This window comes from Microbacterium sp. NPDC055903, assembly GCF_053615555.1.
On record NZ_JBSHCA010000002.1, the window covers coordinates 588722 to 604262 of the forward strand.

Annotated in this window: 12 protein-coding genes; 4 read left to right on the top strand and 8 right to left on the bottom strand. The window is 69.2% G+C overall.

The genetic code is table 11. From position 1 onward, the window contains the following. Positions 1 to 27 precede the first annotated feature (27 nt). From gatB to gatC, 3 genes are read right to left on the bottom strand one after another with little or no spacing between them, the layout of a single operon-like run. The gene (gatB, locus tag ACWGJP_RS12270; protein WP_452330060.1) at positions 28 to 1542 is read right to left on the bottom strand and encodes an Asp-tRNA(Asn)/Glu-tRNA(Gln) amidotransferase subunit GatB; all 1515 of its coding nucleotides are present in this window, start codon (positions 1540 to 1542) and stop codon (positions 28 to 30) included. Continuing rightward, positions 1542 to 3059, bottom strand: coding sequence for an Asp-tRNA(Asn)/Glu-tRNA(Gln) amidotransferase subunit GatA (gene gatA / locus ACWGJP_RS12275; protein ID WP_452330061.1), 1518 nt, complete (start codon positions 3057 to 3059; stop codon positions 1542 to 1544). The genes gatB and gatA overlap by 1 nt, the downstream gene beginning before the upstream one ends. After that, on the bottom strand, positions 3056 to 3355 hold the full coding sequence (gatC, locus tag ACWGJP_RS12280; RefSeq protein WP_452330062.1) for an Asp-tRNA(Asn)/Glu-tRNA(Gln) amidotransferase subunit GatC: 300 nt from the start codon (positions 3353 to 3355) through the stop codon (positions 3056 to 3058). Before gatC ends, gatA begins: the two co-directional genes overlap by 4 nt. 64 nt (positions 3356 to 3419) lie before the next feature. Between gatC and ACWGJP_RS12285 the strand changes: the two genes are divergently transcribed. Genes ACWGJP_RS12285 through ACWGJP_RS12295 form a run of 3 tightly spaced genes read left to right on the top strand, consistent with a single transcriptional unit; the run spans position 3420 to position 7542 of the window. Next, positions 3420 to 5117, top strand: coding sequence for a long-chain-fatty-acid--CoA ligase (locus tag ACWGJP_RS12285; RefSeq protein WP_452330063.1), 1698 nt, complete (start codon positions 3420 to 3422; stop codon positions 5115 to 5117). Positions 5118 to 5165: 48 nt separating this feature from the next. Next, positions 5166 to 6959 (top strand): DEAD/DEAH box helicase, encoded by a 1794-nt coding sequence (locus ACWGJP_RS12290; RefSeq protein WP_452330064.1) that lies wholly within the window; start codon positions 5166 to 5168, stop codon positions 6957 to 6959. A gap of 34 nt (positions 6960 to 6993) precedes the next feature. Continuing rightward, positions 6994 to 7542 carry an N-acetyltransferase family protein gene (locus tag ACWGJP_RS12295; protein WP_452330065.1) on the top strand — a complete coding sequence of 183 codons (549 nt, stop codon included), beginning with the start codon at positions 6994 to 6996 and terminating at the stop codon, positions 7540 to 7542. 10 nt (positions 7543 to 7552) lie between these two features. On the opposite strand, the gene ACWGJP_RS12300 is transcribed toward ACWGJP_RS12295, so the two are convergent. The 5 genes from ACWGJP_RS12300 to ACWGJP_RS12320 all read right to left on the bottom strand — a co-directional run bounded on the left by ACWGJP_RS12300 (position 7553) and on the right by ACWGJP_RS12320 (position 13321). Further along, a complete protein-coding gene (locus ACWGJP_RS12300) occupies positions 7553 to 8116 on the bottom strand; it encodes an AAA family ATPase (protein WP_452330066.1) in 564 nt (187 codons plus the stop codon). Further along, positions 8070 to 8549 (bottom strand): hypothetical protein, encoded by a 480-nt coding sequence (locus ACWGJP_RS12305; protein ID WP_452330067.1) that lies wholly within the window; start codon positions 8547 to 8549, stop codon positions 8070 to 8072. The genes ACWGJP_RS12300 and ACWGJP_RS12305 overlap by 47 nt, the downstream gene beginning before the upstream one ends. Then, positions 8546 to 10861: an NAD-dependent DNA ligase LigA gene (gene ligA, locus ACWGJP_RS12310; protein WP_452330068.1), complete on the bottom strand. Its 2316-nt coding sequence runs from the start codon at positions 10859 to 10861 to the stop codon at positions 8546 to 8548. Before ligA ends, ACWGJP_RS12305 begins: the two co-directional genes overlap by 4 nt. Positions 10862 to 10913: 52 nt before the next feature. Next, positions 10914 to 12011: a tRNA 2-thiouridine(34) synthase MnmA gene (mnmA, locus tag ACWGJP_RS12315; protein ID WP_452330069.1), complete on the bottom strand. Its 1098-nt coding sequence runs from the start codon at positions 12009 to 12011 to the stop codon at positions 10914 to 10916. Positions 12012 to 12160: 149 nt separating this feature from the next. Further along, positions 12161 to 13321: a cysteine desulfurase family protein gene (locus tag ACWGJP_RS12320; RefSeq protein ID WP_452330070.1), complete on the bottom strand. Its 1161-nt coding sequence runs from the start codon at positions 13319 to 13321 to the stop codon at positions 12161 to 12163. A 92-nt stretch (positions 13322 to 13413) separates the two neighbouring features. Here ACWGJP_RS12320 and glgX point away from each other — a divergent pair, with 92 nt between their 5' ends. Continuing rightward, the gene (gene glgX / locus ACWGJP_RS12325) at positions 13414 to 15486 is read left to right on the top strand and encodes a glycogen debranching protein GlgX (RefSeq protein ID WP_452330071.1); all 2073 of its coding nucleotides are present in this window, start codon (positions 13414 to 13416) and stop codon (positions 15484 to 15486) included. Positions 15487 to 15541: the final 55 nt, after the last annotated feature.

The window sequence follows — 15541 nt, forward strand, 5'->3', positions numbered from 1 at the left end:
CGCCAGGCCCCTCGGTCGTGCAGGACGTCACTGCGCGGCGCGCTCCAGAATCAGCTCGCGGACGCGGGCCGCATCAGCCTGCCCCTTCATCGCCTTCATGACCGCGCCGATGACCGCGCCCGCCGCCTGGACCTTGCCGTCCTTGATCTTGGCGAGCACATCGGGCTGCGCCGCGAACGCCTCGTCGATCGCGGCGATGAGCGCGCCGTCATCGGAGACCACGGCGAGCCCACGGGCGTCGACGACCTCCTGGGGCGTTCCCTCGCCGGCGATGACGCCCTCCAGCACCTGCCGGGCGAGCTTGTCGGTCAGCGTCCCCGCGTCGACGAGCTTCTGCAGAGCGGCGACGTTCTCCGGGGAGACGAGATCCGTCGCTTCCCGCTCCGCCGCGTTCGCCAGACGGGTGATCTCGCCCGTCCACCACTTGCGCGCAGCGGCGGGCGCCGCGCCGGCGGCGACCGTGGCCTCGACGGTCTCGAGGAGCCCGCCGTTGCGGACATCCTGGAACTCGAGGTCGGTGAAGCCCCACTCCGTCATCAACCGGCGACGACGGGCGACCGGCTGCTCCGGCAGCGCCGCACGCAGTTCCTCGATCAGTTCCGCAGCCGGCTGGACGGGCAGCAGGTCGGGCTCGGGGAAGTACCGGTAGTCGTCGGCATCCGACTTCGGACGCCCCGGCGAGGTGGTGCCGGTGTCCTCGTGCCAGTGCCGGGTCTCCTGGGTGATCGTCCCGCCCTCGGCGAGGATCGCCGCCTGACGCTGGATCTCATACCGCACGGCGCGCTCGACCGACCGCATCGAGTTCACGTTCTTCGTCTCGGTGCGCGTGCCGAGCTTCTCCTGGCCGCGCGGGCGCAGCGAGACGTTCGCATCGCAGCGGAGATTGCCGCGCTCCAGCCGGGCCTCCGAGATGCCGAGGCCGCGGACGATGTCGCGGATCGCCGCGACATACGCCTTCGCGATCTCGGGAGCGCGGTGCTCCGCACCGAAGATCGGCTTCGTCACGATCTCCACGAGCGGCACCCCGGCGCGGTTGTAATCGACGAGGGAGTATTCAGCGCCCTGGATGCGACCGGTGGCCCCGCCCATGTGCGTGAGCTTTCCGGCGTCCTCCTCCATGTGCGCACGCTCGATGGGCACTGTGACGAGCGTGCCGTCCTCGAGCTCCACCTCGACGGATCCCTCGTAGGCGATCGGCTCGTCGTACTGCGAGATCTGATAGTTCTTGCCGAGGTCCGGGTAGAAGTAGTTCTTCCGCGCGAACCTGCTGGACTCAGCGATCGAGCATCCGAGCGCGAGCCCGAGGCTGATCGATGACCGGATCGCCGTGGCGTTGACGACCGGGAGCGAGCCGGGAAGGCCGAGGTCGACCGGCGCGATGAGCGTGTTCGGCTCGGCGGCGTGGTACTTCTCGTTGGCCGGATTCGGCGCATCCGAGAACATCTTGGTCTCAGTGTTCAGCTCGACGTGAACCTCGAAGCCGAGCACCGGCTCGAACAGCTCGAGCGCCTTGTCGAAATCCATCAGCGTGGCGGCGGCCATCAGTTCTTCCCTCCGTCGAGCTGCGGTGCCCTCGTCAGCAGCGGTGCACCCCACGAGTCGACGAGCGCGGCCTCCAGTGCCGCCCCGACCCGATACAGCCTGGCGTCCTCACGGGCCGGAGCCAGGAACTGGATGCCCACCGGGAGCCCGTCCTCCGCGGCGAGGCCGGACGGGATCGAGATGCCTGGCACACCGGCGAGGTTCGCCGGGATCGTGGTGATGTCGTTCAAGTACATCTGCAGCGGGTCGTCGATCCGCTCCCCGATCTTGAAGGCCGTGGTCGGCGCCGAGGGCGTGGCGATGACGTCGACCTGCGCGAAGGCGGTGTCGAAATCCTGCTGGATGAGCGTGCGCACCTTCTGCGCGCTGCCGTAGTACGCGTCGTAGTAGCCGGCTGACAGGGCGTAGGTGCCGAGGATGATGCGCCGCTTGACCTCATCTCCGAAGCCGGCTTCGCGCGTGGCCGACATGACGTCCTCGACGGTCGCGCCGCCCTCGGGAGTCACGCGAAGGCCGAAGCGGACGGAGTCGAACTTCGCGAGGTTGCTCGATGCCTCAGCGGGGAGGATGAGGTAGTACGCCGCGACGCCGTACTCGAAGTGGGGCGTCGAGATCTCCACGATCTCCGCACCGTTCGCCTCGAGGATCGCCAGCGATTCGCGGAAGGAAGCCGCGACCCCGGGCTGGAAGCCGGAATCCGGGAGCTCCTTGATGATGCCGACCTTCAGCCCCTTGAGCACCTGACCGGTCGCGCCCTCACGCGCGGCGTCGGCGAAGGAGGGCCATGCATCCGCCAGCGACGTCGAGTCCTTGGGGTCGTGCCCGCCGATGACGTCATGCAGCAGGCCGGCGTCCAGCACGGTGCGCGTGACGGGGCCGACCTGGTCGAGGCTGGATGCCAGCGCGATCGCGCCGTATCGGCTGACCGCGCCGTAGGTCGGCTTCACGCCGACGGTGCCGGTCACGTGCGCTGGCTGACGGATCGAGCCGCCGGTGTCGGACCCGAGCGCGAGCGGCGCCTCGAAGGCTGCCACCGCGGCTGCCGAGCCGCCGCCGGAGCCGCCGGGAATCCGGTCGAGATCCCAGGGGTTGCGGGTCGGACCGTATGCCGAATGCTCGGTCGACGAGCCCATGGCGAACTCGTCCATGTTGGTCTTTCCCAGCGGGATGAGGCCCGCAGCGCGCGAGCGCGCGACGACGGTCGCGTCGTAAGGAGAGCGGTAGCCCTCGAGGATGCGCGAACCGCTGGTCGTCGGCTGGTCGGTCGTCACGAGGACGTCCTTGATCGCGAGGGGCACACCGGCGAGCGGGTGCAGCTGGTCGCCCGCCGCACGCGCCGCATCGACGGCATCCGCCGCCGCGAGCGCACCCTCGTTCACGTGCAGGAATGCGTGCACGTCGCCGTCGACGGCGGCGATGCGGTCCAGATGCGCCTGCGTGGCCTCACGGCTGGAGACGTCGCCCGCGGTCAGCGAGGCCGCGAGCTCTGCCGCGGTCATACGGATGATGTCGCTCACTGCTCCTCCCCCAGGATCGCGGTGACGCGGAAGCGTCCATCAGCCTGATCGGGAGCGTTCTGCAGCACCTGCTCGTGCGTGAGCGTCTGCCCGACGACGTCGGGGCGGAAGACGTTCGCGAGAGGGATCGGGTGGCTCGTGGCGACGACATCCGGCGTGGCCACCTCGGCGACCTTCGCGATGTTGTCGACGATGGCATCGAGCTGGCCGGTGAGCCGGGTCACCTCGTCGTCGTTCAGCTGGATGCGCGCGAGCACGCCGAGGTGGCGTACGAGTTCGGGGGTGATTTCAGACACCAGGACAGTCTAGTTCGCCGTCGGCGCCGCTCTGCGTGCCCCGCATCCCCATAGGCTGTGTTCCATGACGACGTACGATCCTCCTCGTCCCTGGGTCGCCAGCTACGCCGAGGGCGTTCCCGAAGACCTTCCCGCCGTCGACGGCTCGCTCATCGACATCGTCGCGGCATCCGCCAGGGACTACCCGGATGCACCGGCGCTGCAGTTCTTCGGCCGGGAGACCAGCTACTCCGAGTTGCAGGAGGCGATCGAGCGCGCCGCAGCGGGCCTCAAGGATCTCGGAGTCAAGGCCGGGGACCCCGTCGCCATCGTGCTCCCCAACAGCCCGCAGCACATCGTCGCCTTCTACGCGGTGCTCCGCCTCGGCGCCGTCGTCGTCGAACACAATCCGCTGTACACGCCGCGCGAGCTCCGCAAGCAGTTCGAGGACCACGGCGCGACGCACGCGATCGTGTGGAGCAAGGTCGTCAAGACGGTGCAGGAGTTTCCCGCCGACCTGGCTGTGTCCACCCTCATCTCCGTCGACGTGACAAAGGGCATGCCCCGGCTCACGCAGTTCGCCCTCCGTCTGCCGATCGCGAAAGCCCGCGAATCCCGTGCGGCGCTCACCGAACGGGTGCGCGGCGCCGTGGCATGGGAGCGCGTCGTATCGGCCGACCCGTTGCCGGCGTCGCATCCGAGGCCGCAGACCGACGACCTGGCGATCATCCAGTACACCTCCGGAACCACGGGCACGCCGAAGGGCGCGGCCCTCACGCACCGGAACCTCCTCGCCAACGCCGCGCAGTCGCGTGCCTGGGTGCCCTCCATCCACCGCGGCGAGGGCTGCGTGGTCTATGCCGTCCTGCCGATGTTCCACGCGTACGGCCTCACGCTGTGCCTCACCTTCGCGATGTCGATGGGCGCGCGCCTCGTGCTGTTCCCCAAGTTCGATCCCGACCTCGTCCTCGAGGTCGCCAAGAAGCACCCCGCCACGTTCCTGCCGCTCGTCCCGCCGATCGCCGAGCGCCTGCTCGCCGCGGCGACGGCGGAGGGCATCTCGCTCAAGGGCACAGAGGTCGCCATCTCCGGCGCCATGGCGCTTCCGCATGAGCTCGTGGTCCCGTTCGAGGAGGCGACCGGCGGATTCCTCGTGGAGGGGTACGGCCTGAGCGAGTGCTCGCCCGTCCTCATGGCGAATCCCGTCGCCGACAATCGGGTGCCCGGCACGGTCGGTCTGCCGCTCCCCGGCACGGAATGCCGCGTCATCGACCCGGAGAGCGGGCAGGACGTCGCGCCCGGCGCCGCAGGCGAGCTCGTCGTCCGCGGCCCGCAGGTGTTCTCCGGCTACTACGGCAAGCCGGAGGCGACCGAGGAAGCGTTCATCGACGGCTGGTACCGCACCGGCGACATCGTCACCATCGACGACGCCGGCTTTGTGCGGATCGTCGATCGCATCAAGGAACTCATCATCACCGGAGGGTTCAACGTCGCGCCGACCGAGGTCGAGAACGCGCTGCGCCAGCATCCGGATGTCATCGACGCCGCCGTCGTGGGTCTGGACAGCGACCACTCCGGCGAAGAGGTCGTCGCCGCGATCGTCGTCGACGGCGCGAAGGAGGTCGACGTGGAGGCGATCAGGGAGTTCGCCCGAAGCATCCTGACGCCGTACAAGGTTCCCCGGCGCCTGTTCGTCGTCGACGAGCTGCCGAAGTCTCTGATCGGCAAGGTGCTGCGCCGGCAGGTGAAGGAGAAGCTCGTCGCGCTCACGACCGGAGCCTGAAGGGTGCCCTCAGAGGCGGAATCCGGCGCGGAGCGCTACCTTTGATCAGTGACCCCTGAAGACGAAGCGACCACCGACGCCCCGCAGACCCCCGGATTCGAGGAGCTCGGCATCACCGGCGCCGTCCTCAAGGCGATCAAGGATCTCGGGTACGAGACGCCATCGCCCATCCAGGCGGCGACCATCCCGACCCTTCTGAGCGGACGCGACGTCGTCGGCATGGCGCAGACCGGAACCGGGAAGACGGCGGCCTTCGCGCTGCCCGTGCTGGAGCGCCTCGACCTCGCCCAGAAGACCCCGCAGGCGCTGGTCCTCGCCCCCACGCGCGAGCTCGCCCTGCAGGTCTGCGAGGCCTTCGAGTCGTATGCCACGCGGATGAAGGGCGTGCACGTCCTTCCCGTCTACGGCGGCCAGGGCTACGGTGTCCAGCTCTCCGCCCTGCGTCGCGGGGTGCACGTCGTCGTCGGCACGCCGGGCCGGATCATGGATCACCTCGCCAAGGGCACGCTCGATCTCTCCGAGCTGAAGTACCTCGTGCTCGATGAGGCGGACGAGATGCTCAAGATGGGCTTCGCGGAGGACGTCGAGCAGATCCTGGCGCAGACGCCGGACGACAAGCAGGTCGCACTCTTCTCGGCCACCATGCCCGCTCAGATCAGGCGACTCGCGCAGCAGTACCTGCACGACCCAGAAGAGATCACGATCACCTCCAAGACCGCGACGAACACGAACATCACGCAGCGCTATCTCGTGGTGTCGTATGCGCAGAAGGTCGACGCGCTCACCCGCATCCTCGAGGTGGAGAACTTCGACGGCATGATCGTCTTCGTCCGCACGAAGAACGAGACCGAGACACTCGCAGAGAAGCTCAGAGCACGCGGCTACTCCGCAGCGGCCATCAACGGCGACGTGCCCCAGGTGCAGCGAGAGCGCAGCGTCAATCAGCTCAAGGACGGCAAGCTCGACATCCTCGTCGCCACGGACGTCGCGGCCCGAGGCCTGGACGTGGAGCGCATCAGCCATGTCGTGAACTTCGACATCCCCACCGACACCGAGTCCTACGTGCACCGGATCGGCCGCACCGGCCGTGCCGGCCGCACCGGCGACGCGATCAGCTTCATCACGCCGCGCGAGCGCTACCTCCTCAAGCACATCGAGAAGGCCACCCGGCAGCAGCCGTCGCAGATGCAGCTTCCCAGCACGGACGATGTCAACACGACGCGTCTCGCGCGCTTCGACGATGCGATCACGACGGCCCTCGCCGAGACGGCGCGCATCGAGAAGTTCCGCGACATCATCGACCACTACGTGCGTCACCACGACGTCCCCGAGGCCGATGTGGCCGCCGCCCTCGCCGTCGTCGCGCAGGGCGAGACCCCGCTGCTCCTCGACCCCTCCGACGACGCTCTCGCCCGCTCCGTCGAGCGCGATAATCGTCCGGTTCGCGAGCAGGGCACTCGCGAACCGCGCCAGCCCCGCACGGAGCGCCGAGGTCGGGGCGACTACGCCGCCTACCGCATCGAGGTGGGCCGCCGTCACCGTGTCGAGCCGCGTCAGATCGTCGGGGCGCTCGCGAACGAGGGCGGGCTCGGCCGCGACGACTTCGGCGCGATCAACATCAAGCCGGACTTCTCCATCGTCGAGCTGCCGGCGAATCTCGACGCCTCGGTGCTCGAGAAACTGCGCGACACGCGCATCTCCGGGCGGCTCATCGAGATCAAGCCCGATCGCGGCCCGCGCGGCGGAGCACGGCGCGAGAACGGCGACCGTTTCGAGCGGTCTTCGCGCGGTCGCGACGACCGCGATGAGCGTCCGTACCGCAAGCCGCGTCACAAGGCCTGACCCTCGACACGCGGTCGCACGTTACGGTGACGGAATGGTCGAGGTGCGGTGGGCGAGGCCCGAGGATGCAGCAGGCGTCGCGAGGGTCCACGTCGATGGATGGCGTGCCGCGTATCGCGGGCTGATCGCGCAGGACGTGCTGGACGCGCTGGACGTGTCCCGGCGCACGACGATGTGGCAGGAGTGGATCTCGCGCTCCCTGGACGGTCTGCCGCCGCGCGGGTACGAGTATGCCGCGCATCGGATGCTCGTCGCCGAGGATGCCGGGGAGATCCTCGGCTGGGCGGGGTTCGGGCCGGCCCGCGATCCAGGACAACCGAGTCGCGGCGAGCTCGCCGGTCTGTACGTTCATCCCTCCGCGTGGTCGACGGGCGTCGGCCACGCGCTGATCGAGCGGGCCGAGCACGAACTGCGCCGCGAAGACTTCGCCGAGGCGTACCTGTGGGTGCTCGCCGGCAACGACCGGGCGATCCGCTTCTACGAGCGTCATGGCTGGATCGCCGACGGCGGTGAGAAGATCGACGACGCAGGAGGAGCGACGGGCCTCCACGAGCTGCGGCACGTCCGTGTTCTGCCCGGGTGAGGGAGAGGGCTCATCTCCCTCTTCCGCGAATGGAGAGGGTCGACACCAGCCGATCCACGTCCACAGGTGATGTCGTATCGACCCTGATCACGGGGAGCCCCGTCATCGGCCGCGCCGCACCGGCGGCTTGCTCCCATTCCGCGATCCGTGCGGTGTCGTCGTGGACACGATGCCGCGGGCGGGTGAGGTAGCGCTCGCGCATCACCGATCGCGGCGCCTCGCACCACACCTCGATGCCCGGCGGCGATCCCACGGATTCCCACCCGCGTCGGAACCACTCCTCGTCTCGATCAGCAAGCCAGACCGATTCCGCGACGACGAGGCCGTCCAGCATCCCGATGATGCGCCACAAGGCATCGGAGGCGAGCGCTCCGACCGCACGTGTCGGGAGAGGCGCATCGACTGCGTCCCCGAGCGCCTCCTTGATGGCGTCCTTCGAAACCAGCGCGGCGCCGAGAGCTGCGGCCAACGGCCGCGCGAGCGTCGTCTTCCCGGCACCTGCCATGCCGTTGAGCACGATGAGCCGCTCAGCCATCGTCGTCCGCGGCGGTTCGAGCGAGTCGCGCGGCGACATCGATGAGCGCCTCTGGGCGGCTGAGGAGAGTCCGCTGTGCGGGGGTGCTGATGAGGTGGGTGAGGAGCCGGTCTGCGCCGGTCACCGTGGGGGCCCAATACCCGCCGACGTGGTGTCTGCTCAGCGGCATCCGCCTGATCTCGCCGCGGACGACGAGCTCGACAGCCCCATCATCGGGGTCGAGATCCAGCGAGTCCAGCGTCAGGACGGTCAGAGCGCCGAGGACGAGCGTGCTCACGAGCCCCGGAAGCCGGAAGCGCGTCGTCGGAACCTCGATGGCGATGCTCTCGATCTCTTCCCACGAGAGCATCCCTTCGCTGTCCTTGCCATCCCGGATGATCACCGCGTCCGGCGTCAGCCGCAGATGGTGTCTGCCTGGGTCACCGAGAGCGAGCGCCTCCGACACCGCTATCAGGGGGCCGTACCGCTTCATGCCAGCGCGTCCGGCCCCTCGGTGACGAGGATGTGGAACTGTGCAGCATCGAGGATGCGGATGCCGAGCTCTTCAGCCTTGGCGAGCTTGGATCCGGCGCCAGGGCCTGCCGCCACGAAATCGGTCTTCTTCGAGACGCTGGACGCCGCCTTGCCCCCGGCCTGGATGATGGCCTCCTGCGCACCGTCCCGCGTGTAACCGTCCAACGAGCCGGTCGCCACCACGGTCAGCCCGTCGAGCACGCCCCCGCCTGCGGCGGCGGCGCCAGGGCCGGGGTGGCCCGGTGTGCTCCACTGCACCCCGGCCGCGGCCCAGCTCTCCACGATCTCGCGGTGCCAGTCGACCTCGAACCAGTTCAGCAGCGAGTCCGCGATGATCCCGCCGACGCCTTCGACCGCGGCGAGCTCCTCGCGGGACGCCGCCCTGATCGCGTCGAGCGAACCGAACCACTGCGCCAGGGCACGTGCGGCGACCGGCCCGACGTGACGGATGTTCAGCGAGACGAGCAGCCGCCAGAGATCTTTGGTCTTCGCCTTCTCGAGTTCCGCGAGCAGGGTGAGGGCCTGTGATGACGGCTGAGGCCCCTCCAGCCCCGCCTTGCGCTCCGCAGCGGTGGGATTGCGACGGAACGGCGCCCTCGTCACGATCTTTCCGTCCTCGTCCTCCTTGGGAAGACCCGTCTCGGCGTCCCGGACGAACAGCTCGATCGGGACGATCTGCTCGAGTGTGAGTGCGAACAGGCCGGCCTCGGTCACGAGCGGCGGAATGGACGGCGTGGTGGGCTGGGTGAGCGCTGCGGCGGTCACCTCGCCGAGCGCCTCCACGTCCAGCGCGCCGCGCGAGCCGATGTGCTCGACCCTGCCGCGCACCTGGGCAGGACACGAGCGCGCGTTCGGGCACCGCAGGTCGATGTCGCCTTCCTTCATCGCGCGCAGCGGCGTACCGCACTCCGGGCAGTTCTCGGGCATGACGAACTCCCGCTCGCTGCCGTCTCGCCTGTCCGCGACCGGGCCGAGGACCTCGGGGATCACATCGCCCGCCTTTCGGAGCACGATCGTGTCGCCGATGAGGACGCCCTTCGCCTTCACGACATCCTTGTTGTGCAGGGTGGCCTGCCGGACGACGGAGCCGGCGACATGCGCGGGCTCCATCACGGCGAACGGCGTCGCCCGCCCGGTACGACCGACGGAGACGACGATGTCCAGCAACCGCGTCTGGACCTCCTCCGGCGGGTACTTGTAGGCGATCGCCCAGCGCGGTGCACGGCTCGTCGCTCCCAGCTCATCGTGAAGATCCAACTCGTCGACCTTCACCACGATGCCGTCGAGCTCGTGCTCGATGTCGTGCCGGTGCTCGCCGAAATGCGCGACGAAGTCGGCGACCTCGTCGACGCTCCGGCAGACCTTCGTGTGCGGGCTCGTCGGCAGCCCCCAACCGGAGAGCAGACCGTAGATCTCGCTCTGCGCAGCGACCGGCGGATTGCTCCACGCGCCGATGCCGTGCACGTACATCGCGAGCGACTCGGTGCGCAGCAACCCGGCTTCGAGCTCCAGGCCGTCCTTCTTGTCGAGCTGCTGGCGGAGCCCTCCACTGGCGGCGTTGCGCGGATTGGCGAAGGCGGGGAACCTGCGCGCAGCAGCCGCCCTGGCCTTCTCCTCGTCGAAGGGCCGCTTCGCACCGCTTCGGGTCTCCCATCGGGCGAGCGAGTCCGTGTAGGCCCGCTCGCGGAAAGCCGCCTGCGCGGCGTTGAGGCGCTCGAAGGCCGCCACAGGGATGAACACCTCGCCACGGACCTCGACGATCGCCGGGTGTCCCTCGCCACTCAGCCGCTCGGGGATCTCCGGCAGCCGAAGGGCGTTCTCGGTGACGATCTCGCCGACGCGCCCGTCGCCGCGCGTGGCCGCGGACGTCAACACGCCGTTCTCATAGCGCAGGTTGATCGCGAGCCCGTCGATCTTCAGCTCGGTCAGCCAGGCGACGTCGCGACCAGCGGAGTTCTGGGTCTTCGCCGCCCACTCACGCAGTTCATCGAGCGAGAACACGTTGTCGAGGCTCAGCATCCGCTCGGCGTGCTCGATCGTCGCGAGGCCCGTCGTCTGCGCTGCCCCGACCATCTGCGTGGGCGAATCCTGACCCTGGAGCTCGGGGTAGAGCCGCTCGAGCTCCTCGAGCCGACGCATCCAGCCGTCGTAGGTGGCATCATCCACCGGCGAGGTATCGCGACCGTAGTACGCGTCCTTCGCCTCGAGGATGCGTTCGGTCAGCTCGGTCGACTCGATACGAGCAGCTTCCAGCGAGATGTTCTCCGGCACACGTCGAGTCTACGAGTGGGCTCCGACATCTCAGGGACCGGGTGCCGGCGCACTACGCGCCGACAGGAACCGCCGATACCGTCCGATCGATGGTGAACTGGCCGAGCACGCGGGTTCCCGTGTAGATCACCGCGGTCTGTCCCGGGGCGACGCCGTCGAGGGGCACGGAGGGAACCACCCGAACGCCCTCCTCCGATACATACGCCGTCGCGGGCACCGGTTCCGCGTGCGCTCTGATCTGCACGTCGCAGCGGAACTCGTCGGATGCCGGCGCAGATCCGGCCCAGCTGAACCGCTTCCCGGAGATCTCGGCGATGGCGAGCGCCTCCTTCGGGCCGACGACCACCGTGTTCGACACCGGGCGCACCTCGAGGACGAACCGCGGCTTGCCGTCCGCCGCCGGCACCCCGAGATGAAGCCCACGACGCTGACCGACGGTGTACGCGTGGGCACCCTCGTGGGAACCGACCACGGCACCCGCGCGATCGACGATCTCGCCCGTCGCCGTGCCGACCTTCTCCGCGAGCCAGCCGCGGGTGTCACCATCCGGGATGAAGCAGATGTCGTGACTGTCCGGCTTCTGCGCGACGCTGAGGCCGCGCTCGGCCGCCTCGGCCCGCACGAGCGCCTTGGACGGCGTCGAGCCGAGCGGGAAGTACGTGTGCGCGAGCTGATCGGCGGTGAGCACCCCGAGCACGTAGGACTGGTCCTTCGCGTTGTCGGACGCCCTGTGCAGCTCGAGCCCGTCCTCGCCGTCGACGAGCGTGGCGTAGTGCCCGGTGCACACGGCGTCGAAGCCGAGTTCGATCGCCCGCTCGAGAAGGGCCGCGAACTTGATCTTCTCGTTGCAGCGCATGCAGGGATTCGGGGTGCGCCCCGCCTTGTACTCGCTGATGAAGTCGTCGATGACGTCGTCCCGGAAGCGTTCGGAGAAGTCCCATACGTAGAACGGGATGCCGAGGCGATCGGCGGCCCGTCGCGCGTCCAGCGCGTCCTCGATGGTGCAGCATCCCCGGCTGCCCGTTCGCAGCGTCCCTCCGGCACGGGAGAGGGCGAGATGCACGCCGACCACGTCGTGGCCGGCCTCCACCGCGCGCGCGGCCGCGACGGCGGAGTCCACTCCTCCGCTCATCGCCGCAAGTATCCGCATGCCACCAGTCTACGAGCGGATTCCTGGCGACGGCCCTGCGCGCTTCGACAGGCTCAGCGAGCAGCCCGAGGACAGCGGCTTCATAAGCTCAGCGAGCAGCCCCACGACAGCGCTTCGACAGGCTCAGCGAGCGCTCCGCTCCGCGGCGATCACCGGGATGCAGAGGCGCGCGAGTACGCGTCGGCGATGACATCGAGTACGGCATCCACGTCGGCGTCCGTCGACGTCCGCCCGAGGCTGAAGCGAAGGACGCTGCGCGCGTCCTGATCGCCGCGGCCCATCGCCGTCACGACGTGGGAGGGCTCGGCGACGCCGGCCTGGCATGCCGATCCCGTCGACGCCGCGATGCCAGCGGCATCGAGGAGGAAGAGCAGGCTCTCCCCGACCGCACCGGGAAAGAGGACATGCGCGTTCCCCGGCAGGCGCTCGGCGGGGTCGCCGAGCAGTTCGGAGGACGGCACCCGCTCGCGGATCCCCGTGACGAGGCGGTCTCTGAGAGCTGCGAGACGGGCCCCCTCGCTCACGCGCTCCCGCTCTGCGAGCTCCAGCGCGACCGCGAAGGCGGCCGCTCCCGCGACGTCCTGCGTCCCCGCGCGCAGGCCGCGCTGCTGCTTCCCGCCGTGCAGGAGCGGCGCGAGCCGCGCCGTGCGGGCCACGACGAGCGCGCCGACGCCCGCCGGCGCGCCGATCTTGTGTCCCGCTGTACTCATCGCGACCAGCCCTTCGGCCGGGCGCGCGTCGCCGCGCCATGACCGGAAGGAGATCGGCACGTGCCCCAACGCCGCGACGGCATCGAGGTGCAGGGCGACCGAGGCCGTGGATGCCTCGCGCGCGAGGGCCGGTGCGTCGTTGATCGTCCCTGCCTCGTTGTTCGCGACCAGGGCTGTCGCGAACGCCGAACCGGGCAGCGCCGCGGCGAACGCCTCCGGCTCGATGCGCGCCGTCCGCGTCAGGGTGACGACGCGCTCGAGAGCCCCGTCGGCGACGAGCGCGGCGACCGTGTCGAGCGTCGCGTGATGCTCGCCGTCAGGGAGGACGATCGCTCCGGTCCCCTCCGGACGGCTGGTCCACAGGCCACGAAGGGCGGTGTTGATCGCCTCTGTACCGCCGGAGGTGAACACGACCTCGATCGGGTCGCAGTCCAGGATGGACGCCACCGACTCGCGCGATTCCTCGAGCAGCCGCCTGGCGTCCTGTCCCGCGCCATGCGTCGATGAGGCGTTGCCGGTCACCTCGGCCGCCGCGAGCCAGGCATCCCTCGCCTCCGGCCGCAGAGGCGTCGTCGCCGCATGGTCGAGATAATGGCGCATCCTACGATTCTCCCCCGGATTCGCACGCTCCGGGGTGGAACCGGGTACGACGTGACATGAGACTGCAACACATCGCGCTTAGGGTATTACCCATGCCCGCGTCCCGTGCCTTCGCCGCCCCCGGCGGCACTGCCCTCGACGATCTCGGCGTGCGCCTGCACGACGGAGTCGCCACCCTTCGTGTCTGGTCTCAGAACGCCTCGTCCGTCGAACTGGTCACCTTCGACGAGACCGACCTCGACTGGGTCACCGACACGGTGTCCCTCGAGCGGCGTCCCGGGGGCGTCTGGGAGGTCACCACACCGCTTCTGCAGCCCGGCACGCGCTACGCCCTGCGCGTGGGAGGACCGCACGGCCCAGGCAACACGTTCAATCCCGAGACGCTCCTGCTCGACCCGTACTCCCGCGGCCTCGCCCAGGGAGACGGCTACGAGGAGTGGCGCTCCGTCGTCATCGCCGACGGGTTCGACTGGGGCGGCGTCGCGAAGCCCCGCATCCCGCTGGATCGCACCGTCGTCTACGAAGGCCATCTCAAGGGCATGACCAAGCGGCATCCCGATGTCACCCCGGCGCTGCACGGCACCTACGCCGGGCTCGCGCACCCGGCGATGATCGAGTACTTCCACTCCATCGGCGTGACGTCGATCGAGCTCCTGCCGATCCACGCCTTCGTCCCCGAACCGCGCCTGCTGGAGCGCGGGCTGACCAACTACTGGGGCTACAACACGCTGAACTTCTTCACGCCCCACGCCGCCTACGCGAGCGACGAGGCACGCAAGGAGGGCCCGGAGGCGATCCTCTCCGAGTTCAAGGGCATGGTCCGCCTGCTCCACGAAGCCGGCCTCGAGGTCATCCTCGATGTCGTCTACAACCACACCTCGGAGGAGGGCATCGGCGGACCACGGTCGAGCCTCAGGGGGATCGACAACGCGAGCTACTACCGCCAGCAGCCGGACGGCGCCTACATCGACACGACAGGGTGCGGGAACACGCTCAACACCTCGACGGACGCTGCCGCGCGCCTCGTCCTCGATTCGCTGCGCTACTGGGCGAACGAGATGCAGATCGACGGATTCCGATTCGACCTCGCGACCACGCTGGGACGCGGCGCGAACCACGAATACGATCGCGAGCACCCGCTGCTGCTCGCGATCCGCGACGACCCCGCCCTGCAAGACGTCAAACTCATCGCCGAACCGTGGGACGTGGGTCTCGGCGGCTGGCAGACCGGCAACTTCCCCGACGGATTCCTGGAGTGGAACGACCGCTATCGCGATCGTGTCCGCAACTTCTGGCTGAGCGACATCGATTACGCCAGGCGCGCGTCGGCGCCGGTCGGCATCGGCGGGTTCGCCACGCGCCTCGCCGGCTCGTCGAACACGTTCTCCGAGGATCGCGGCCCGCTCGCCAGCATCAACTTCGTCACCGCCCACGACGGCTTCACCCTGCACGACCTCGTGTCGTACGACGTCAAGCACAACGAGGCCAACGGCGAGAACAACCACGACGGCGCCGACATGAACCGCGCGTTCAACCACGGCGCAGAAGGACCGACGGACGACCCCGCCATCCTCGCCGCGCGGCGCAAGGCGATGCGCAACATCCTCGGAACCGTGCTGCTCTCCGCAGGCATCCCCATGCTGACCGCCGGCGACGAGACCGGGCGCACGCAGCGCGGCAACAACAACGCCTACGCGCAGGACTCGGCACTGACCTGGCTCAGCTGGGAGTTCGAGCCGTGGCAGGAGGATCTGCGTGCGCACGTGACGACGCTCACGAGGCTCCGTCGTGAGAATCCCGCCCTGCGGCCGAGCAAGTACGCCAGGCTCGGAGAGCACATCCCGAACGCGAGCGTCATGGACTGGTACGACCAGAACGGCGAGACCATGGAGCAGCAGCAGTGGACGGATCCGGGCAACCGCACCCTCCAGTACGTGGCGGCGTCGACGCCGGATACCGAGGCGTTCAACCGCATCCTGCTGATCGTGCACGGCACGGAGGCTCCGATCGATGTCACGCTCCCCGACGCGATCGAGGGCGCGACGCGATTCATCCCGCTGTGGTCCAGCGCGGACGAGCGACCAGGGGCTGCCGACGAGGTCTACTCCCCCGGTGACGTGCTGCCGATCCCCGGCACATCGATGCATCTGTTCCGCGTGGAGTGACACGCGCGGGAACGGCGTGCGAACGTCTGTCAGAGCGGATGCCGGAGCGGTAGAT

What these genes read in the sequence shown, in the direction of transcription:
- gatB (WP_452330060.1), bottom strand. Translation starts at nt 1,542, where the DNA reads ATGGCCGCCGCCACGCTGATGGATTTCGACAAGGCGCTCGAGCTGTTC.
- ACWGJP_RS12285 (WP_452330063.1), top strand. Translation starts at nt 3,420, where the DNA reads ATGACGACGTACGATCCTCCTCGTCCCTGGGTCGCCAGCTACGCCGAG.
- ACWGJP_RS12295 (WP_452330065.1), top strand. Translation starts at nt 6,994, where the DNA reads ATGGTCGAGGTGCGGTGGGCGAGGCCCGAGGATGCAGCAGGCGTCGCG.
- ACWGJP_RS12300 (WP_452330066.1), bottom strand. Translation starts at nt 8,116, where the DNA reads ATGTCGCCGCGCGACTCGCTCGAACCGCCGCGGACGACGATGGCTGAG.
- ACWGJP_RS12305 (WP_452330067.1), bottom strand. Translation starts at nt 8,549, where the DNA reads ATGAAGCGGTACGGCCCCCTGATAGCGGTGTCGGAGGCGCTCGCTCTC.
- mnmA (WP_452330069.1), bottom strand. Translation starts at nt 12,011, where the DNA reads ATGCGGATACTTGCGGCGATGAGCGGAGGAGTGGACTCCGCCGTCGCG.
- ACWGJP_RS12320 (WP_452330070.1), bottom strand. Translation starts at nt 13,321, where the DNA reads ATGCGCCATTATCTCGACCATGCGGCGACGACGCCTCTGCGGCCGGAG.
- glgX (WP_452330071.1), top strand. Translation starts at nt 13,414, where the DNA reads ATGCCCGCGTCCCGTGCCTTCGCCGCCCCCGGCGGCACTGCCCTCGAC.